This is a genomic window from Rickettsia sp. 109562A South Dakota (assembly GCF_055791265.1).
This window is the reverse complement of the sequence record NZ_CM147703.1, coordinates 84,539-104,946: the sequence shown is the minus strand read 5'-3', so window position 1 is coordinate 104,946 and position 20,408 is coordinate 84,539. Positions and strand designations below refer to the sequence as shown.

The following is a 20,408-nucleotide window of genomic DNA, read 5'->3' as shown; positions in this document are numbered from 1 at the left end:
GAAAATCCCACCTATGCAAAGTCTAACCAACAGCATAGAAGCAACTATTGCATTACAGGAGGCGACAAATGTGATGAAGCCAGTAGAAGCGACATACCAGGCTGCAACGCAAGTGAAGGTGTTGAGCCCCGAAATATCCAACATTATAGAGGCCGACGTTTTTCATAGTGCGGAAGGCAGCATGAAGGGTGACGTAATGGTAAGTCACAACTCACTCTATCGGGGTCGGAGTCCGGTGGCATGGTATGAGATGGAGTTTACGTAAACTTGGGAGATCTTCTGTATTCTCGAAAGAGTATGTTGGGACAAGTCAAAATAGGCAAGAACTGACAAATGATACAGAAGAAGTCGGACTGACTGATAGTACTCGGAGTATAGGAAAGCTATGTACATGGGGAAGCGGTCAGCAATGGAAAGCTTGGTTGAGTACCGTTCAAGATAACACGCTGAGGTTATTATAGTGATGCAGGTTAAACTCAATCAAATAGCTAAAAGAGCGAAGCAAGATAAAAGGCTAAAATTCACATCATTAATACATCATGTTAATGAGGCTAATCTTGCAGAATGCTATCAAGTGCTCAAGCGTAATAAAGCTTGTGGGATTGATGGTGAGACAGTGGAAGCATACGGTATTAATCTAGAAGATAGGCTTAATCAATTAGTGGAATCGATAAAGTTGAAGCAATATCGTCCTAAACCAGTAAAGAGGGTATATATCCCAAAAGCTGGTAAGAATGAGAAGCGTGGCCTTGGTATACCATCAGTTGAAGATAAGTTAGTTCAAATTATGCTAAAGCAAATCTTAGAACAGATTTATGAAGCTGAGTTTTTGGATATGTCTTATGGATTCAGACCTAAGTTAAGCTGTCACGATGCAATAAGAGCATTACACAAAACGGTTATGACTAAGCCAATTAATTACATTGTGGAAGTAGATATTAAAGGGTTCTTTGATAATGTTAATCACTATTGGCTACAACGTTGCTTAGAGGAGAAAATTGTTGATCGTAATTTATTGTGGTTAGTAAGAAAATTCTTAAAAGCTGGAGTAGTTGAGGATGGAAAGCAGTTAGTAACGGAGGTAGGCACTCCTCAAGGAGGAGTGATTAGTCCATTACTTGCAAACATCTATCTTCATTATGTACTAGACTTATGGTTTAAGAAAGTTAAATCACAAGCAAAAGGACACATGGAGCTAATACGCTACTGTGATGACTTTGTAGTATGTTGTGAAAGTGAGAAAGATGCAAAGAATTTTCTAGATCTGCTACATGTAAGGTTAGAAAAGTTTGGTCTACAGGTATCAGAAGATAAGACTAGAGTTCTTAAATTTGGACGAAAAGTTTGGAAACATGCTCAGGGAAGTAAAGAAAAAGTAGAAACTTTTACCTTTCTTGGGTTTACGCATTATTGCGGTAAGAGTAGACAAGGGTATTTCGTTATGGGTCATAAGACGAGTAAGGAGAATCTTTGTCAGAAGCTTAAGGAAACTAAGGAATGGTTAAAGAATATACGTAATAAATTGTGTCTTAAAGCATGGTGGCCAGTACTTAAATCTAAATTAACGGGCCATTATAATTATTTTGGAGTGAGTGGTAATTATCGCTGTCTCTATAAATTTTATAAGTCGATCTTTTGGATAGTATTCAAGTGGATAAATCGTCGCAGTCAGAAAAAGAGTATGAATGTCAAAGAGTATCAAAATTATCTACAGTGGAATCCACTACCAACACCGAGGATATGTAATGCAATGTATTAATTCTAGCTTTATAGTAAATGTTTCATTGAGGAGCCGTGTGCGGGAAAATCGCAAGCACGGTTCTGTGGGGGGTTACCATAGCATGGAACTAATTTAATTAAAATATGGAGTAAATGTTATGGTTTCTACCCGACCATATAGAAAACTTTTAATATTATAACCTCATATATAAAAAGCTTATTAATATGAAACTAAAAGATTTATTTATTAAATTTCAAACTCCTTTCCTAGTTGATTGTAAAAATGATAAATTAGTATTTCCTTTGCATAAAGAACAAAAATATAAAAGTGACCTAAAAGAAACAATAGGAGAGGAAGAGTGTGAAAAATTAACAGCTTTAGATAGAATTGTTCACTGTCCTGAAAACTTAGAAAATATAGCTTTAGTAAGTATAGAAAAGCGCCCCGATATATCACTTATAGTAGCAGAATTTCTTAATGATGCAAAACGTGAATATTATAAAATCTTTATAGATACAAATAATAATATTAAATTGATTTGGCATTACTCAGAAATATATTTTATCGGTGATGTAGGGTGGACGCCGGCTAAAGCTTTAATGCTTGAGTATCGGAGCGGTGTTAGAAAAATAGAGCCTCTACCGAAAATCATGGAGTTATGGCCGGAGCCTTGCTGCTACAACTGGCTTAAGGAAAATACAGAGTGTAACAATCCAAATATAGATCCTAAGGTAATGGAGAATATTGTTTCATTGTGTGGAGAGGTTAGTATGGATCTAGGCTCTGTGAATGAAATGGAAGAATTATAGTAAAAAACCATTGTAAGATAACCATGACTTTTAAAATTAACAAAAATTAAAAAGTAAAATTTTATTAACCTTTAAATAATTATAGTACAATAATATTAAATTATATAAAGGTATTTAAAATGTCTACAAGTCAAGAGCAGGAATCCATTGATAATATAAGGCAACAACTTGATGAAGAATATAAAAACCTTTCTTATCTTGAAGCAGGATGGGCAGCTATTGGCATTGAAACCGGTAACAAAAAATATGATGAGTTAAATAAACAATATCTAAATCTTAATAAAGATAATTTAGGTATAGTGCAAAGAGTTATCCAAGCAGTCGGGGATGGTGCTAGTGCATTGCAATTTACATGGGAAGCGGCTCAAGTGTTACCTGATCTTGCAGGGGAACTTAATAACTTAAGAAATGCTAAAAGTGCTGCCGGTAGTGCAGGTTCTATTGAAGCCGGTTGCAAAATGATAGCAGATGCAGAACCGCTTATAAAAAAAATGTGCTTCTGTTTTACATTCTGAAACTATCTCAGCTAGTTCAAAAGAAGCTATCTTGCAATCTACCGTTAATTCTTACCCCTATTTTAAACAAGAGGTTTAATAAAATAACAAAGAATTTTCAGGTTTCCGAAACAGAAAAATAAATGTATTAGATGGAATAAGCCCTAAATTTATCAGAGAATTATCTACGTTAGGGGTAGATCTAATATCTAAGGCACTAGAAGGCGATTTAAACCCAAAAGTACAAGAAATATATAAGAATATTAAACAAAAAAATGAATTATCCCAAGCTGCTATATTACAAAATATACATGACCTTATTACTTCAGACAAAGTAAAGCCGCTTCTTAATCACGATTTAGTACAATTTTTAAAAAATCCCGATAATCACAAAGCATTAGTTCAAGTTGCAGAAAATATACTAAATAATAAAGCACAAAAATTCGCTAAACCTGAATTAATTGCAAATACGGTAGAATTAATTGTAAATTCTAGCGAAAGATTAATTGGAAACGCCCCTTTAGTTATAGAAGCTTATAATCAATTTAAAGAAAAGCAGCGTTGGGTTAGCATTAACCTAACTATGGAAGGGTTAGATACTGAAATTAAAAAAGAACTATTGAAAGGAAAAAAGCCTCAAGTAGTAGAGTTAGTTGAAAACGCTAAAAAAATTATGGATAATTTATCTCCTGTTTTCGTAAAAGAATTACCGCAATATTTAGATAATAATAAACAGAGTATATTAGATGTTTTAAAACACCCTAAAGTAACGGAAAAAATAAAATCAGCAGGGCAAGGTCCGGAGTTTATACATAATGCACTAGATGCATCTATGCCTTTTTTAAAAGATGCTCTGCCGTCAATTACTAAACTTGCTAGCCACGCTCTTTCCAATAGTGATAAAGTCACAGATATAATACAAAAAACTCAGTTAATTACGTCACTTCCAAAAGAAGAAAAATCAAAAGAGGTGAAAGCATTGCTTAGCACTTTGATACAAATTAAAGATAATAATCCGGAAATAAACAAAATAATTGAAAAAGACCTTCCTGAACTATTAACAAAGCGTGCAAGTAGTTTAGGACCGGTAGTAGACGAGTTTTTAAGCAAAACGCCTATAGAGCAACAATTAAAATTAGACGGTGAAAAATTAGTAAAGATAGCCGGCAAACATGCACCTGAATTAATTAAAATAGCCGATAAATTTAGCAAACATGAGTACGGCAAAATTTATAGTACCGGCGTTAAAACTATTGTCAGATCCGGAAATCCTAGGAGTAGTAGCAGAAACTATAGTTAATTTAGGAAAAAGTAAATTTAGTAAAGATAGAAAACCGATAGGACCGCATACAAGCAAGGTGTTAAATGAAAGACAAAGAGAGATAGGAAATAAACAAACCGGTAGAGGGGTGTAGGAAGCCCGCAAATTATAGCACAATTAAAGTAAAAAAATCTTGTGATTTTTTGATTAAAATTATATTGTAAATTCAAAGTATCATTATGAAATTACAAGGATGATAGAAAGAAATTATTATTTAGCACATATCAAAGGTTCTTTTGAGATATTCCCTATTTGTGCCATTCTCGGTCCAAGGCAATGCGGTAAAACTACTTTAGCTCACTCTTATATTAAACAGCTTAAAGAAAGTGAAAAGAGTTACTTTTTTGACCTTGAAGATCCGGCTCACTTAGATCAATTTAAGAATCTTAAAACAACTCTTGAACCTTTAAACGGTTTAATAGTGATTGATGAAATTCAAAGACAACCTGAAATTTTTCCTTATTTAAGGGTTCTTGCTGATTATTCAAGCAAAAAATTTTTAATTTTAGGTAGTGCTTCAGGAGCATTACTACGTCAATCTTCAGAATCATTAGCCGGTCGTATTGAATATACGGAGCTTACCCCATTCAATTTAACAGAGATAAATGATTTTAGGGAATTATGGTTAAGAGGAGGGTTCCCTAAATCATGTTTAGCAAAAAATTATGCTCAAAGTCTTAGATGGCGTAATAGTTATATTACTAGTTTTATCGAGCGTGATTTACCTAGTTTAGGAATATCTCTTAATGCACATGTGATGAGGCAATTATGGATGATGCTTGCTCATAACCATGGACAATTATTAAATTACAGTGAACTTGGAAGGTCGCTTGGTTTAACAGATATGACTATCAGACGTTATACTGAGATATTAGCGCAAACTTTCATGATTCGGTTATTAAAACCTTGGTATGAAAATATCTCAAAACGTCAAGTGAAAGCACCGAAAGTCTATATACGAGATAGTGGAATACTACATGCATTATTAGGGGTTCACGAACATGATTGGTATGTTCATCCAAAACGCGGTCTTTCATTTGAAGGGTTTGTAATAGAGGAGTTAATACGTAAATTTAAAACGGATGCAGAATATTTTTTTTGGCGAACGCAAACAGGAGCAGAATTAGATTTATTAGTTATTAAGAACGGTAAAAAATATGGTTTTGAAGTAAAAAATGCTGATGCTCCTAGTATTACTAAATCAATTCATACTGTTCTTGTCGATTTGCAGTTAGAGCATTTATATATTGTTACTGCCGGTAATAATACATATAAAAAAACGGAAAAAATAAGTGTAGTAGGAATAGAGAACTTATCTAATTTACAGCTTGATAAGTAACTAACAAGTTCTCTGATATTATTGCTTTTTATACTAATTGGTAATATACTACAAAATAGTAATACTATTATGTATCATTATGCTAAATAGACAATTAAAATTAAATCTATCTAAAGAAAAAAAGTTTATATTGACTATAGAATGAATGTTTTATTTTATAAAAGTAATTTTAATTTATATATGATTTCATTTATAAGTATTTTATTTAATGTTAAAATTTTATTTGCTTTACGTGCTTTGAAGTCCATTGATCTAACTTGATCACATAATACCGCTCCCTTTATTTGCTGAAAATCTATTACCACTTCAAATGGATAATTTTTTATTTGACTAGTAATAGGAACAAATAAAGCAAGACCGCTTTTTAGATTATATTTATAAGGGCTAAGGACAACTAACTGCCGGACGTATCTTTTGAATTTCTTTACCTTTTTGCGGTTCAAAATCAAGCCAAATTACATCACCTTTTTCAGGTATATAAGTTACCATGTTTCATTACCTTTAGTCTTATCATTACTTAATAATTCATGATGACGATTAGAGTCAGTAATATTATCTAGTAATATATCCAATGCAGATTTTTCTGTACTAATAATTAAACTATTATTAATTAATTTTAAATTAACTAATGTACCTTCACTAACATGTAATTTCCCGGCTAAGTGCTTAGGTATTCTAATGCCTAAACTATTTCCCCATTTTTTAATTTGACTTTGCATAATAATATACTTGATTATTGTATAAACAAGTATATACGTAAAATTAAATTTTGTAAATTAGTTAATTTTAAACTACACATACGGGTTTTTGGTTTTGACGTAAGTGAATCTGATAGGAATGCCCGGCATGTCGAAAGCTTCACGCATATTATTTACTAAATATCTAGTATAACTATCGGTAATTTTTTCTGGATTATTGGAGAATAATTTGAAAGTAGGGGGGCGAGTTTTTGTTTGAGTCATATATTTTATACGTACTCTTTTGCCGCCTTTTTGTAGAGGCAGTGGATGTGCTTCCGTAGTAAAATTAAGCCATTCATTTAATTTGCTAGTGGTTATTTTCTTATTCCAAATTTTATAAATTTTAAGACAAGCATCTAAAACTTGTTCAATATTTTGTTTATTTATCGCTGAAATGAATAGCACAGAGACGCCTTTAACCTGAGGTAAATGAGTATTTATCTGATAATAAAATTCTTCCTGAAATGCTTCTTTTTCAGATTCTTTAACTAAATCCCATTTATTCACTACTATAACGATACTTCTGCCCTCATTTGCTACATGGCTTGCAATATTTAAATCTTGCTGTTTTAAAGGAGATAAAGCATCGATCATTAGAATTACGGTATTAGCAAATTTAATACTGTTAATAGCATCTGATGCCGATAATTTTTCTAAAGACTCTGTAATAGTAGATTTCTTGCGGAGTCCTGCCGTATCGATCAATTTAATATGATTATTTTTATATTGCCAATCAATTTCAATCGATTCGCGAGTAATACCTGCTTCAGGACCGGTTAATAACCTTTCATCGTTAATAAGAGCGTTTATAAAAGTAGATTTTCCTGCATTAGGTCTGCCGCTAATTACTATTTGCAAACAATCTCCTTTAATTGGATCGGCTATATTTGTCTCGATTGATTCTTCTTCAGGTAACTTGGCAATAATCTCGTCATATAAATCAATTAAGCCTGTGCCATGCTCGGCAGAAATAGCCACCATACTATCAAAGCCTAATTGGTAGTATTCTTTATCAAAATCAAAAGCTTTTTCGCATTTATTAACTACCAGTATTGCAGGTTTATTATATTTTCTAATAAAACTACTAAGTAACTTATCATCAGGCAATATTCCGCTTCTACCGTCAACCATAAAGCAAATTAAATCTGCCTCTAAAATTGCTTTAGTAGTCTGCTCCATTAGTCGTACACTCATACTATCAGGATTCTCTTCAAGTCCTGGAGTGTCAATTAGCAAAAATTCAAAAGAGCCGATTTTGCCGTCTGTATATTTTCTATCTCTAGTGACGCCGGGTAGATCATGAACAATAGCTTTTTTACGTATGCTTAATCTATTAAAAAGCGTTGATTTGCCGACATTAGGCCTTCCCACCAAAGCAATGATTTGTTTAGTCATTATATTTAATACATTAGGATAGTTATTAAAACTAGTAATGCCCCGATAAAACCTACTATATTTGCTATTATAATAGGTGTGTTTTTTATTAAAATACCATATATAAGCCAGCTACAAAGAGCAATAGCACTTATAGTAAAAGCAGGCATAGAAACAGAAGCCGAAGATTTGCAGGTGAAAATCTTATGAGCTTGTACGTAAAACATAAAATTGCCGATTGTACCGACAATTGTCATGTATTTTTTATAAAATTTTATAAATTTTGAAGACATATTATCCCTTAAAACTAGCAATTACCGGTATATGATCTGAAGGTTTTTCTTGAGTCCTTAAATTATAATCCATATAGCAATTTTCTAAATAGTCAATAGTATTATTACAACCAAGGATCATATCAATCCTCATACCTTTATTTTGTTCAAAACATCCGGCTCTATAATCCCACCATGAAAATTCTTGTTTACTCGGATGCATCAATCTGTATAAATCCTCAAATCCGGAATTTAGAATAGTTCGTAATTTTTTTTGTTCAACCTCAGTAAAACAAGTAGTTTCAGCTAATGCTTTAGGTGAATATACGTCTATATCAAACGGTGCAATGTTGAAATCACCGCCAATGATAGTTTTTTCATCAAAAGATTTTTTAGTTGATAGATAATTGATGAGAGCTTCATAAAATGCTAGTTTTGCTACAAATTTATCGCTACCGACAAATGAACCGTTAGGAGCATAGAGCGAGATTATATTACAAAACCCTATAGGTAGTGATAATTTTATTTCTAAGAACCTCGCTTGATCACTGCAGTAATTATTCGGAAAATCCTTAATTATTTCATCGGCAGGAAATTTTGAGATTATAGCAACACCGTTATATGATTTTTGTCCGTGAACGTAAAAATTATAAGGTAAATCGGATAATTCATCAAACGGGAATTTTTCGGTTTCGCACTTTATTTCTTGCAATAATAAAATATCGAGATTTTCTTTAGACAAAAAATTATGCAATAAATTAAGTCTTGTTTTTATGGAATTAATATTCCAAGTAGCTATCTTCATGTTTGTTTTTCTAAGCTTGTGTTTTCATTACGGAATCTCCACTCAAGAAAACCAAAATGATAAACTAAAAGATTAGTAATGAATGCTCCGGAAATTACTATAATCATTGAATATTTTATTGTATTGTAATTTGGATTACTGCCGTACATATCTAATAATACGCTAAAGGCTATGCCCCATAATATAGTTATTGCAATACTCACTCCTCTTGGTATCCTCTTGATTGAATTTTCTTTCATAATAAAATCTCGTAATATCGCACCGCAATTAGCTGTAATAAAAGCAAAAAATGGTCCCCAAAAACTTAGAGGCTCAATTTTGTGAATAATAACCATCGCAACTCCTATAATTATAAAAGTTGCGTGTCCGAATGAATCGCAAATTGCTACTATATTATTTAATGATTGTTCTAAATAATTATCTTCAGCAATCTGTTTATTATAATAGCTGAATAATTTAATAATAGTAAAACCAAGCAAAACTACTACAAATATATAATAGAAATAAGAAGGAGTAAAATAGAAGTTTAAATGTCCGGTATCATGGTTTACTATTAAGTCGTATACAGCTACTAATGGACGGTAATACCGCAAATAAAAATGTACCGAATAAAGTACTATTTTTTCTGCTACTCAAAATAATTCCTGAAAAAGCAAAAGCAAGGCTATAATATGACACCAACGAGAATCTATAGATTTAGGTAATAGAATATGACATATATATATATATATCATATTGATTTTTTTGTACTCGTTACTTGCAAGAAAATCATCTATCGCACAATTAAATTGCTCAACTATATTTAAAGATACGGTTTTTTTGCTAAACATCAAATGTATAGGAGTTTTAATATTTAAAGGAATTTCTACTATGTTCCTGTCTATCGCTCTTCCTAATATATATTAACGGAACCAACTATTCTATCACTAATAAAACCGTCAATTTCTTTCTTTATTATTTCATTTGCTAATTCTATATCATTTTGATATACTTCAATTATATCCCGATTTTTCTCATTATATAAAACATCCGTAAATTTGGGGTCTCCGTATCCGTATACGGTACCTTTCACTATTCCTAACTGAAGATTAAATAAACGTATTTGTGCTATTAGTTCATTAACATTTTGAAAATTTAACTTTTTTGCAAGCGGTTCAATAATAAATAATGATAGTTCTTCGAGACGATAAGGTTTTGAAAAATGAGCGTAGTTACTTCTCTCAGCAGTATAAGTAGCTCCTGCAGCCATATCGGCATTGTCGCTTTGGATATCTAATTGATTTTGATACTAGCTATCTTGATTGTACTCAATGTTGATACCTATTTTTGTGGCAATAGCGTTAATTAATTCTATATCCATACCGGAAACGGTAGTACGACCGTTTGAAGTAGCAATTAAGTATTGGTAAGGCTCATTTACATACCATGCATTTATCAAAGTTTTTTTATCGGCTGTCCCCTCGCATTCTAAAGTTGCTTGTTGTTCGTTTGCACCTATGCTTTAAGCATAAAAATTTTTAGAAATGAGAAGTATAAAAATAAAAAGCTTTTAAATTTTCATAATTTGTATTTTTTAAAATTAAAATGTCATCCCGTGGCTTGACCACGGAATGACATTTTTAGTTACGAACTACTTTAATTTCGCCGTCACAAAATTTAATATTAAAAATTTTTTCATCCGCAGCAGTAATTTTAGAAGATAAAAAATTACCCGTTTCTCCTTTAACTATAGCAAAACCTCGTTTTAATACGTTATGATAATCAAGGCTTGCAAGTAACGTGCTATTTAAGTCTAATTTATACTCAAAGTTTTTCAAAGTATTATTTGCCGATTTTGATAGATAAGCTGTTTGATGTGTTAATTCTAATGTTTTGTAATTGATTATTTTAGCAGGGTTAATTCTTTCTTTAGAAAAAGATTTAAGCTTTGTTTCTTGTAGTGCAATAAAGCACGGTAAAGCATCTAGTAAATTAAAACCGGTCTCGTCCAGTAATTGCTGTCTATTATTTATATAGTGAGCGAGATATCTGTGTATTTTATCATAATTTACTATATTTTGTTCGTGATACTTAATTAACTGTCTAGTATTATTTAATAATACTTTTTCATAAGATTGTAGGATATTATTTAAAATAGATCGTACCGGTACGGCAAATTCTGCGGCAGCAGTAGGGGTTGGAGCTCTTTTGTCGGCTGCTAAATCTATTAAAGTATAATCCACTTCATGACCTACTGCAGAAATAATAGGAATTTTTGAGTTATAAGCGGCACGTACTAATATCTCATCGTTAAATGACCAAAGATCTTCTATAGAGCCGCCGCCTCTAGCAACAATTATAACACTTGGTTTATTTGCCTCTTCTAATTTGTTAAATCCTTCAATTGCTTCGGCAATTTCATTACCGGAATTTTCTCCTTGTACGCTAACCGGCCATATTATTATATGAGTCGGAAAACGTTCACGAATACGATGAATAATATCTTTAATAACAGCACCGGTTATTGAGGTGATAACTCCTATTCTAGTAGGCAAGAAAGGTATAGGAATACGTCTCTTATTAAATAGCCCCTCTTGCTCTAACCGTGCTTTACGCTCGTTTAGAATTTGCAGCATAGCCCCAAGTCCTGCGGGTTGCAAATTATCTACCGATAATTGATAGCGTGAATTACCTGCATAACTTGAGAGTTTACCGCTAATCACTACTTCCATGCCATCATTTAAAGGAAATTTGATTTTAGCAAGAATAGGACGCCAGCAAGTACAGGCTAAAATAGCAGTATTTTCTTTTAAGTTAAAATAAGCATGCCCTGAGCTTGCTATTTTTAAACCTGAAATTTCTCCTTTTACCTTAATATAGCCAAAATTATTTTCTAATAATTCTTTAATTTTATTAGAAATCTCACTAACTGAAAACTCTTTAGTTGCTTGATTCGCAATGAAATTGTCTAGCATTTTATCATGACTCTTGTGTCATTTCCGCATAGATTAGTTTTATTACTGTCATACCGCGACTTGACCACGGTATGACACGGTGGTGTACCAAAGTCATGCAGGAATGACATCAACAAAATTATATAACATACATCTCTCCATAGAATAACCTTGCACTGCAAAAGAGCAAGCAAAAATTTTTATTATTTGATATATTACTAATAGCTTGCTATTATTTTTTACTATTAAAATATAGTTATTAATATAAATGCTACTGCGAATAATATGCTTGTTTATTATTATAATATCTCCTCTGATAAGTTTTGCTGATAATTTTAAGAATGGCCAAAATATTAAGATAAGCAATATGATAGCCGACTTCGTAGAGTATAACGAAAGTCAGGATTTGATATATGCTAAAGGTAATATAAAAATTATCACGGATGAGTATTTATTAACGGCAGATAATTTACTTTATGATATAAAAAACGATATTTTATGGGCAGAAGGTAATATCCGAATTAAGGATAAACAAAATAGAATAATAGAGGGTGAGACAGCAGTTTTAAAAGATGAATTTAAAAAGGGTATCATATCAGAATTCATTTTGCTTTCGGGTGATAATAATCTTTTAATTGCTAAACTTGCTGAAAGAATAGATGAAAATAATCTTAAGCTGCACCATGCCGAATTTACCCCTTGCGTTGTTACTTGTAATAGAAACCCTATTTGGCAAATTGCTGCTAAGGATACTTATATCCACTCCGAAGAGTATAGAGTAGTTTATAAAAACGTGTTTTTTGAAGTATATGGAGTACCGATTTTTTTCTTACCGTATTTTTTCCATCCGACTCCTACGGCTCCTGCAACTTCTGGATTATTAGTACCAGACGTAAAAAACAAAGGGTTTGGTATACCTCTATATCTACGTGCAAAACCTAATATGGATTTTACTCTCACTCCAAGAATTTTTAGTAAATATCAAACTTTTGAGCTAGAAGCACGTTATCGCCCGAATGATACCGATAATATGAATTTTCAAGGTAGTTACGGTAAATTACCCTATTTTCTAGAAAAAGACGGAAGTATAGTAAAAAATAAAAAAGTTTCTTCTTATCATTATATAGCAAGCGGCAATTTTATTAGTACCGATAAAGTTTATGATTACGGTTTTAGGATAGAACGTACATCGGATAAAGCTTATTTAAAAAATTATTATAATAACTACGCTTCATATCTAACTTCTAAAATATTCTTAAATAAAATTCATGAGGCTGATTATTTTTCGGCGGAAGGATTAAGTTTTCAAGGCTTAGGTAGTAATGATAGTCAGTATACTGATCCGCTAGTATTACCGAAAATCAATACAAAAAACGTGATAAATTTAAATGATAGTGATAATAGTTTTATTGTTGTTGAAAATAATACGTTAATGTACAAAGAAAGAATAGGAAAACAACTTGCTAGAACTTCTTTGCAATTCTCTATTCTTCATAATTTTATAACTTCCTCAGGACAAATTTTTGATTTTGCCGCTAAGGATAGAGGTGATTTTTACCTTGCAAGACGAGTCTATTTAGATAAAACGAGCGACACTAAATCATTCCAAAGAAATATACCGGAATTACAAACTTTGTGGCATTATCCGTTCGTAGGTAATATAACAAGAACGATAAATTTACTTATTGAGCCGGTAGTTTCTTTTACTATGGGACGTAAATTATCTAAGAAAGACAAAAAATTTGTTATAATTGATCCTGCTAAATATGAATTATCCGAAAAAAATATCTTTTTATCCAAGCGTTATAGCGGTATTGATTGCCATGATTTCGGTAATAGATTAAGTTACGGCTTAAATACTAGTATTGTTAAAGAAGAAAATTATTTAAAATTATTTTTAGGACAGGCGCGTAATACAAGATATAGTATAGATTTACCCGCTGATGATACGGAAAATGTCGGTCAAATCTTAGGTAATATTTCTAATAATTTAGAATTGTTTTATGGTTTCCGGAAAGATAAATATTTCAGACCTATCAGAGATGAAGTGGGAGGAAATTTTAACTATAATAAAATTAACTTTCTAGGTAGTTTTATTCAGCTTATAAATCTTAAAAAATATTATTCCGTAGAAAGTATAAAGGTTTCAAATAATAGAGTGCGGCAATTTTATGGAGACATAAATTATCAGCTAGCGGAACATTGGATTGTAGGCTTTGGTGCACGTATTGATCTCTCTAAACGATCCCCAAATTTACTTACTCGAACTATTAGGGTGACATATGCTAAAGATTGTGTTAGAATTACTGCAAAGATTTATTCCGATTATTTAGCCGACGGAAGTAGAGGAATCAAAAAAACTACTTCTTCACCTACTATTTCTATCGGTTTAAAAGTATTAAACATGTAAGTTTCAAATGGCTAGAAAAAGTGCCATATGTCATTCCCGCGTAGGCGGGAATCTAGAGAAAGGTGTCACCCCGTGACTTGATTACGGGAGCCAGTCTTTAATTTTATTTTTTTCTAGATACCGTGGTCAAGCCACGGTATGACATCGATCCATACAACAAAGCCCTTGATTATTTAACCTTTTATCGATAGTCAGGATAAAAATTGTTCTAACTATTGCGTTATGTGAGTCTGAAAAAATATGAAAAAATTATTACTTATAATTGGTATCATTTTTACTTTTAATGTAGCACAAGCTTCGCTACCGAATATAGTAGCATCCGTAAATGATGAACCTATTACTCTTAATGAGTTCCGTGCTAGAAAAAAAATGATTATGGCACTAAATAATGTTGAGAGTCTAACGCCTGCTCAAGATAAGCAGCTAAGTGACTTAGCAATCAAGAGCTTAATTGACGAATCTTTGCTTTTTCAATATGCCGGAGATAGAGAAATCCCGCAAGAAGAAATAGATAATGCTATTAAATCTATTGAAGATCGTAATAAAATGCCTCACGGCTCTCTTCTTCAGTATCTAAAAAGCAGATCGGTCAATCCTGATAGTTTTATTTCTCAAATTAAATCTGAGTTGATTAAAATGAATATTTTGTCAAGCTTATCAAGGTCGGTGCAAGTAAGTAATAAAGAAATAGATGTCGCAATTTTATCTAGCGATCAAAAAGATGTAGAAATTTCAATGCAAGTATTTACATCTAAAGATAGCGGCAATAAAGCGTTTACGCAGATGAATAATTTAAAAAATCGATTAAAAAAATGCACCGACGTCAAAAAATCGCTTTATGATAATTTTGCTACTATGCAAATTATTACCGATAAGCTTAGTAAAATAGAAGATGTAAAACAAACTATTGTAAAGGACTTAACCCCTGATAAAGCAAGTAATGTTTTTGAAGTAAATAACAAATTTGAAATAATATTAGTGTGCAGCAAAAAAATCTTAAATGTTAATGAAGATGAAAATAATTATGTAGTAAACTTCCTAACCAATAAAAAGATTTCACAAAAAGCACAAAAAATGTTTGAAAATATGCGTAAAAAGGCATCTATAAAAATAATGTTGCCGTCTTAATTGTTGTATGGTCAATGTCATTCCCGCGAAAGCGGGAATCCAGAAAAATAACCTTAATATCGGTACATATTTGATAAAATAAACATATAAAAAAACAAGTTTTTATATGTTTTACTGGATTCCTGCTTTCGCAGGAATGACACCAATAGCATTTTCTGATCAATGCAACAAAACTCTACTTTTTAGAACAACATTACTCTATGCTCCCTTCAATTGCAAAACATGCAGCCTCACATCAAATTAATCCTCTTAAAAAGCACGGACAAAATTTTATTTTTGACAGTAGTTTATGTGATAAAATCGTACGTGCGAGTAACCTTGAAGAAAATAGCCGAGTATTAGAAATAGGTCCCGGCAGCGGAGGGTTAACTAGAGCGATATTACAGAAAAATCCTGAATCCTTAACTGTTATAGAAACAGATGAGAAATGTATTCCATTACTCAATGAGATTAAAGAATATTATCCTAATCTAAATATTATTAAGCAGGATGCTCTTAAAATAAATTTAACTGATTTAGGCTATGATAAAGTAACTATAATTTCTAATTTACCGTATCATATAGGTACGGAATTAGTAATTAGATGGCTGAAAGAAGTACGGCTAATTACTAGTATGACACTAATGTTACAAAAGGAAGTAGTAGAACGTATTTGTGCTATGCCTTCAACTAAAGCATATGGCAGGTTATCGGTAATATGTCAGTTAATAGCTAAAGTGGAAAAATGCTTTGACGTAGCACCGACTGCTTTCTATCCACCTCCTAAAGTATATTCTGCGATAGTTAAACTAACACCTTTAGAAAATCTGCCGTCTATTGCTCTGATAAATAAAGTTGAGCAAATAACAAAACTTGCTTTTGCAGGGCGACGTAAAATGATCAAATCATCATTGAAGAATTTGGTACCTGCTATAAATGAAGTACTAACTCAGCTGAAAATCAATGATAATTATCGTGCTGAAAATCTTACTCCTCAAGATTATTTGAGGATTGCTGCTTGTGAAATGTTATAAATACGAATTTAGGATCAGTAATTATCCTAAATGCGTATTTATAAGCTCACATCTTATTTTAATTCAGCTTTATCTACTTTTTTGCTTCTGCTTCTTGTGGTAATTTATACTCTGCTGCTTTTTCTTCTATATAGTTAAAAAAGAAATAACAAAAAGTTAAAAAGCTAGTTAAAATGATTGCAAACGTTATTAATATTAACTTAAGTTCTTTTTTAGAGTTTTCAGCTTTTAGTCGCTTTTCTTCCTCTGCATCAATTATAAACTCAGGTAATATATTTGATTCTTCTTCTTTATTTTCCATGCGTTACCATATCTTAAGTTTATTAAAAATTAATTATATAAATATTATTTAAGTAAATTATGATATTAAGATACTTAAAATAAGTCAACAATTTTTAATCATTAGTTGTGATTTAATATAAATGACCTGTGCTTTTTAAAATAATTTTCTAATAGACAGTTTTGAAATTCAAAATTTTTAATTAAGATATTATTTATAAATTCTTTATAGGTTTTAAGATTAGTTATTCTTCTTTCTTGATCTTCTGATTTTATTTTCGGAAAGCCTACATTATCTTAGCCCAGTATATGAAAGTGTTTAAGCTTTCTTCTGCACTGATTTTTCCATAAGGTTTTACCCTAGTTAAACCCTCTACATGTCTTGCTACTTCTATTTCAAAAATTTTGGTGATCATTTCTTCAGTAAGTTCTGTATCTTCTATGGTGTTATGAAGTAGAGCAGCTTGCAGCATAATAGCAGTGTAAAGCTTAGGGCTTCATCTGCTACAAATTCAAGCAAGCATAATTGCCACCTCAATTGGATGTGAATAATAAGGGTCGCCTGACTGACGCATTTGTGAACCATGATACTTGCGTGCGTAATAGATACCTTTTGTGATTTCCTCTATATCAACAGGATTTTTTACTTGAGTGTTTAAATATTCGAGTTTATCGAGTAGCTTTTTAGCGTAAACGCAAATTTCAAATTTTTCTTTCCAAGAGCTTATATATTCCATAAAAGTTATTTCTTATTTTTGTTAATAATAGTTGATTATATTTAAAGTAAAAATTAAAAAATGGCAATAACAAATAATTTTTTAACTTTAAATATATTAGTAGCTTATATTAACGAAGCTTTAGAGCAATATTCGTTAGATCATAACAAGAAGTTATGCCTTGCTACTTTAAAGGAAGCTGTTATAGCAAGAGGAGGGGTAGCCACAATATCTAAAGAAGCCCATATAAACAGACAACATATATATAAAATGTTGTCTAGCAAAGGAAATCCAAGTTTTGATAATATTGGTTCTTTATTAAATGCTTTAGGATTACAGTTGAAAGTAGAGACTTGTGCGTTTTAATTTTAATGGTACCCGCGGCCGGACTTGAACCGGCAAGAGCTTACGCTCCACGGATTTTAAGTCCGTTATGTCTACCATTCCATCACGCGGGCAGCTGTGGATATTAAGGTTGCATTTGCTAAGTGGACAGATTAATAAAAAAAATGAAAAAAAGCAAGTGTTTTTATTAGGTTCTGCACAGGAAATGTAAATTATTTATATTTTAAATTATTTTTAGCGAAAATTAATAAGATTTTTGTAGGAATAGCTATTCCTATTTCGAAAAAATCTTATAATTTACAGCAAAAAAGAGCCAAAATTAAATCTTTTTAGAAATCTCCACAGAGTCTAGATTATATAGCACTAAATAAATTATGAGATAGCACTAATATAATATGCACAAGTTAAAGAATAAGCTCATTTTTACTATTATTTGTTAGATAATTAACTTAAATAGTGACAAAATAGTAATAATATGATAGATTAGTTTCAGAAAGTAATACTTTCTCTTGCATGTTATTGATATGTTTATTGACAAATGCCGCAAGGTAAGGTAGTTTTGCATAATGAATTTTTATCGGCTCTTATATTAAGTAAGGCTTAAAGTAAAATTTAAGTTTTAGTTATTATAAGTGCGAGTTAAGTTCAAATAAGTAATTTCTATCTAATAAAGGTTTTTATGGCTACAAATATAGTAGGTAAAGTTAAGTGGTATAATTCTACGAAGAATTTTGGATTTATTGAACAGGAAAACGGCGGCAAAGATGTGTTTGTACACAAATCAGCCGTAGATGCAGCAGGTTTACATAGCCTTGAGGAAGGACAAGATGTAATTTTTGATCTTGAAGAAAAGCAAGGAAAAGGCTATGCTGTTAACCTCAGAATTAAATAAATATATTTATAATACCAAAAGCAGCTATCCAAAATTTTTTATAATTTATTTTATCATTTAGGGTAGCCTAGTCATCTTTATCAAAATAGTAAATATTTTGTTTTTGTCTTATAATAACCTATATAATTTTAAGTATAATAAATTATTTTTACTAGAGGGCATGAAAATGCCCTCAATCTAATAATATTATTCTGGCTTGAATAAGATTCTAAAATAGTTTCATTATTCATTATCGTTTTATATATTTAGTTGGTGTTTTGTAATCTAGTTAAGCATATTTTTTGATTCAGGATAATTATATAAGTCGTTATTTTAATTTACTATAACTTTTTTTATACAATAGACCTCTTGCATAACCCATTTATAAAGGGAATAAGACACTTTTACTCTACGCAGTGTACATAGTTAAGTGCGTGAGGATGAGAGGGCAGAGTTGATGTCTTAATTATCTTTAGAAATGGGTTATGTAAGAGGTCTAATAAATAATGTGCATATTTTGATTTAAAACTATATTGGATTATATAATGAAAAACTTTAATTTATCTGAAGAATTAATTATTGCTCTTGAGACAATGAATATAACTGAGCCGACTGAAATACAAAAGCAATCGATTCCGATTGCGATGATAGGTTCGGATATACTTGCTTCTAGTCAGACAGGCTCAGGGAAAACCCTGGCTTATTTATTGCCGGTAATTGATTCATTTATTAAAAATAAAACTACTGCTTTAATTCTTGTTCCGACTAGAGAATTAGCAACGCAAATATACAGTACTTTAAACAAAGTAACTACATCCTATAAAATTAATAGTGCAGTTTTGATAGGCGGTGAACCAATGCCTAAACAATTTATGCAATTAAAAAAGAATCCGAAAGTGATTATCGGTACCCCGGGGCGTATTATCGATCACTTAAATAGGGGAAGTCTAAAAATTGATCGCATAGGCATAACCGTACTTGACGAAATGGATAGAATGCTTGATATGGGGATGAAAGAACAGTTAGAAGAAATCAATAAATTTTTACCGGAAAAAAGACAAGTTGTAATGTTTTCCGCTACTATGCCAAAACATATTATTGCTCTTTCTCAAAAATATCTAAATAATCCGGTACGTATTACGGTAGGTGCTACTAATAAAGCAGCTGCAGAAATAAAACAGGAATCAATACATATTTCTGATAAAGAAAAATTTAGTGAATTAACTAAACAACTTGATAATAGGGAAGGATCGGTAATTATTTTTGTGAAGACTAAACGCTCTGCCGATCAATTAGCTAAAATGTTAAAATATGAAAATCATAAAGCGGAAGCTATACACGGTGATTTAAGTCAGCGTCAACGTGAAAGAGTAATTTTATCGTTTCGTAAGTCGAACCATAGAATAATGGTAGCGACTGATGTAGCTGCTAGAGGGCTTGATATTCCTCATACACAGCATGTTATTAATTATGATTTACCTATGTGTCCTGAAGATTATTTACATAGAATAGGTAGGACGGGTAGAGCAGGGGCTACCGGACATGCGTTATCTTTTATTTCTCCTGAGGATGTTATTAGATGGCGTGCAATTGATCGTCTAGTGAATAAAGGAGAATCTACGCCACGCAGTGAGTTTAGAAATGGTAAAAATAATCGTAAAAGATCATTTGGTAAAAGGGCCGGCGGTGATAGCAAAAAGTTTAATTCATTTGATAATAACCGTACAAAAACTTTTGACGGTAACAGTTATGGTAATAAAAGAAAGAAAGTGTCGTAGTTTGTAGGACGTATTGTATGGCTCTGATGTCATTCCCGCGAAAGCAGGAATCCAGTAAAAC

23 protein-coding genes, 1 tRNA gene and 2 pseudogenes are annotated in these 20,408 nt (G+C 31.6%); 12 read left to right on the top strand and 14 right to left on the bottom strand.

Translation table 11 applies throughout. The annotated features are described in order from the left end of the window. The first annotated feature begins 245 nt into the window (after positions 1-245). The 6 genes from ACIAS7_RS00715 (at position 246) to ACIAS7_RS00690 (ending at position 5,683) form a co-directional block, all read left to right on the top strand. A complete protein-coding gene (locus ACIAS7_RS00715) occupies positions 246-461 on the top strand; it encodes a hypothetical protein (protein WP_473198443.1) in 216 nt (71 codons plus the stop codon). Between the two features lie 2 nt (positions 462-463). Next, positions 464-1,759 carry a group II intron reverse transcriptase/maturase gene (gene ltrA, locus ACIAS7_RS00710; RefSeq protein ID WP_473198444.1) on the top strand — a complete coding sequence of 432 codons (1,296 nt, stop codon included), beginning with the start codon at positions 464-466 and terminating at the stop codon, positions 1,757-1,759. 185 nt (positions 1,760-1,944) lie between these two features. Then, the gene (locus ACIAS7_RS00705; protein WP_473198912.1) at positions 1,945-2,529 is read left to right on the top strand and encodes a hypothetical protein; all 585 of its coding nucleotides are present in this window, start codon (positions 1,945-1,947) and stop codon (positions 2,527-2,529) included. Positions 2,530-2,648: 119 nt separating this feature from the next. Further along, complete coding sequence (locus ACIAS7_RS00700; protein WP_473198911.1) at positions 2,649-3,044, top strand: hypothetical protein; 396 nt, start codon at positions 2,649-2,651, stop codon at positions 3,042-3,044. 562 nt (positions 3,045-3,606) lie between these two features. Then, positions 3,607-4,323 (top strand): hypothetical protein, encoded by a 717-nt coding sequence (locus tag ACIAS7_RS00695; RefSeq protein ID WP_473198910.1) that lies wholly within the window; start codon positions 3,607-3,609, stop codon positions 4,321-4,323. Positions 4,324-4,537: 214 nt separating this feature from the next. Further along, positions 4,538-5,683, top strand: a complete 1,146-nt coding sequence (locus ACIAS7_RS00690; protein ID WP_473198909.1) for an ATP-binding protein — start codon at positions 4,538-4,540, stop codon at positions 5,681-5,683. A gap of 155 nt (positions 5,684-5,838) precedes the next feature. Here ACIAS7_RS00690 and ACIAS7_RS00685 read toward each other — a convergent pair whose 3' ends face one another. The 11 genes and pseudogenes from ACIAS7_RS00685 to ACIAS7_RS00635 form a co-directional block, all read right to left on the bottom strand. After that, positions 5,839-6,126, bottom strand: a complete 288-nt coding sequence (locus ACIAS7_RS00685) for a type II toxin-antitoxin system PemK/MazF family toxin (protein WP_473198908.1) — start codon at positions 6,124-6,126, stop codon at positions 5,839-5,841. Beyond that, positions 6,125-6,172: pseudogene (locus ACIAS7_RS00680) on the bottom strand (mRNA-degrading endonuclease); the annotation flags it as partial. The gene ACIAS7_RS00685 and the pseudogene ACIAS7_RS00680, both read right to left, overlap by 2 nt. After that, positions 6,166-6,402: an AbrB/MazE/SpoVT family DNA-binding domain-containing protein gene (locus ACIAS7_RS00675; RefSeq protein ID WP_473198907.1), complete on the bottom strand. Its 237-nt coding sequence runs from the start codon at positions 6,400-6,402 to the stop codon at positions 6,166-6,168. The pseudogene ACIAS7_RS00680 and the gene ACIAS7_RS00675, both read right to left, overlap by 7 nt. A gap of 72 nt (positions 6,403-6,474) precedes the next feature. Further along, positions 6,475-7,818 (bottom strand): ribosome biogenesis GTPase Der, encoded by a 1,344-nt coding sequence (gene der, locus ACIAS7_RS00670; protein ID WP_473198906.1) that lies wholly within the window; start codon positions 7,816-7,818, stop codon positions 6,475-6,477. Between the two features lie 5 nt (positions 7,819-7,823). Next, complete coding sequence (locus ACIAS7_RS00665; protein WP_473198905.1) at positions 7,824-8,090, bottom strand: SemiSWEET family transporter; 267 nt, start codon at positions 8,088-8,090, stop codon at positions 7,824-7,826. A gap of 1 nt (position 8,091) precedes the next feature. Next, on the bottom strand, positions 8,092-8,874 hold the full coding sequence (xth, locus tag ACIAS7_RS00660; protein ID WP_473198904.1) for an exodeoxyribonuclease III: 783 nt from the start codon (positions 8,872-8,874) through the stop codon (positions 8,092-8,094). Then, entirely contained in the window at positions 8,871-9,467 is a 597-nt protein-coding gene (locus tag ACIAS7_RS00655) for a trimeric intracellular cation channel family protein (protein ID WP_473198903.1), read from the bottom strand. The genes xth and ACIAS7_RS00655 overlap by 4 nt, the downstream gene beginning before the upstream one ends. Positions 9,468-9,766: 299 nt before the next feature. Then, positions 9,767-10,123, bottom strand: coding sequence for a hypothetical protein (locus ACIAS7_RS00650; protein WP_473198902.1), 357 nt, complete (start codon positions 10,121-10,123; stop codon positions 9,767-9,769). A 39-nt stretch (positions 10,124-10,162) separates the two neighbouring features. Then, a complete protein-coding gene (locus ACIAS7_RS00645; protein WP_473198901.1) occupies positions 10,163-10,312 on the bottom strand; it encodes a hypothetical protein in 150 nt (49 codons plus the stop codon). Between the two features lie 181 nt (positions 10,313-10,493). Further along, the gene (gene xseA / locus ACIAS7_RS00640; protein WP_473198900.1) at positions 10,494-11,828 is read right to left on the bottom strand and encodes an exodeoxyribonuclease VII large subunit; all 1,335 of its coding nucleotides are present in this window, start codon (positions 11,826-11,828) and stop codon (positions 10,494-10,496) included. Positions 11,829-11,921: 93 nt separating this feature from the next. After that, entirely contained in the window at positions 11,922-12,110 is a 189-nt protein-coding gene (locus ACIAS7_RS00635) for a hypothetical protein (protein ID WP_473199375.1), read from the bottom strand. Between ACIAS7_RS00635 and ACIAS7_RS00630 the strand changes: the two genes are divergently transcribed. The 3 genes from ACIAS7_RS00630 to rsmA all read left to right on the top strand — a co-directional run bounded on the left by ACIAS7_RS00630 (position 12,076) and on the right by rsmA (position 16,358). Next, positions 12,076-14,217: an LPS-assembly protein LptD gene (locus ACIAS7_RS00630; RefSeq protein ID WP_473198899.1), complete on the top strand. Its 2,142-nt coding sequence runs from the start codon at positions 12,076-12,078 to the stop codon at positions 14,215-14,217. The genes ACIAS7_RS00635 and ACIAS7_RS00630 overlap by 35 nt on opposite strands. Before the next feature lie 240 nt (positions 14,218-14,457). Further along, entirely contained in the window at positions 14,458-15,345 is an 888-nt protein-coding gene (locus ACIAS7_RS00625; protein ID WP_473198898.1) for a SurA N-terminal domain-containing protein, read from the top strand. 200 nt (positions 15,346-15,545) lie between these two features. Beyond that, on the top strand, positions 15,546-16,358 hold the full coding sequence (rsmA, locus tag ACIAS7_RS00620; RefSeq protein ID WP_473198897.1) for a 16S rRNA (adenine(1518)-N(6)/adenine(1519)-N(6))-dimethyltransferase RsmA: 813 nt from the start codon (positions 15,546-15,548) through the stop codon (positions 16,356-16,358). Between the two features lie 73 nt (positions 16,359-16,431). On the opposite strand, the gene ACIAS7_RS00615 is transcribed toward rsmA, so the two are convergent. Together ACIAS7_RS00615 and ACIAS7_RS00610 are read right to left on the bottom strand one after the other, a co-directional pair. Further along, positions 16,432-16,659, bottom strand: a complete 228-nt coding sequence (locus ACIAS7_RS00615) for an RP671a family tick cell line-upregulated protein (RefSeq protein ID WP_473198896.1) — start codon at positions 16,657-16,659, stop codon at positions 16,432-16,434. Positions 16,660-16,945: 286 nt separating this feature from the next. Next, positions 16,946-17,374, bottom strand: a pseudogene (locus tag ACIAS7_RS00610) (HD domain-containing protein); the annotation flags it as partial. Positions 17,375-17,434: 60 nt separating this feature from the next. On the opposite strand from ACIAS7_RS00610, the gene ACIAS7_RS00605 reads away from it, so the two are divergent. Further along, the gene (locus ACIAS7_RS00605) at positions 17,435-17,719 is read left to right on the top strand and encodes a helix-turn-helix domain-containing transcriptional regulator (RefSeq protein WP_473198895.1); all 285 of its coding nucleotides are present in this window, start codon (positions 17,435-17,437) and stop codon (positions 17,717-17,719) included. 6 nt (positions 17,720-17,725) lie between these two features. Here the strand turns inward: ACIAS7_RS00605 and ACIAS7_RS00600 are convergent. Then, positions 17,726-17,811 (bottom strand) — tRNA-Leu (locus tag ACIAS7_RS00600). Positions 17,812-18,377: 566 nt separating this feature from the next. On the opposite strand from ACIAS7_RS00600, the gene ACIAS7_RS00595 reads away from it, so the two are divergent. Next, the gene (locus ACIAS7_RS00595) at positions 18,378-18,590 is read left to right on the top strand and encodes a cold-shock protein (RefSeq protein ID WP_473198894.1); all 213 of its coding nucleotides are present in this window, start codon (positions 18,378-18,380) and stop codon (positions 18,588-18,590) included. A gap of 524 nt (positions 18,591-19,114) precedes the next feature. Then, positions 19,115-20,347, top strand: coding sequence for a DEAD/DEAH box helicase (locus ACIAS7_RS00590; RefSeq protein WP_473198893.1), 1,233 nt, complete (start codon positions 19,115-19,117; stop codon positions 20,345-20,347). The last annotated feature ends 61 nt before the right edge of the window (positions 20,348-20,408 follow it).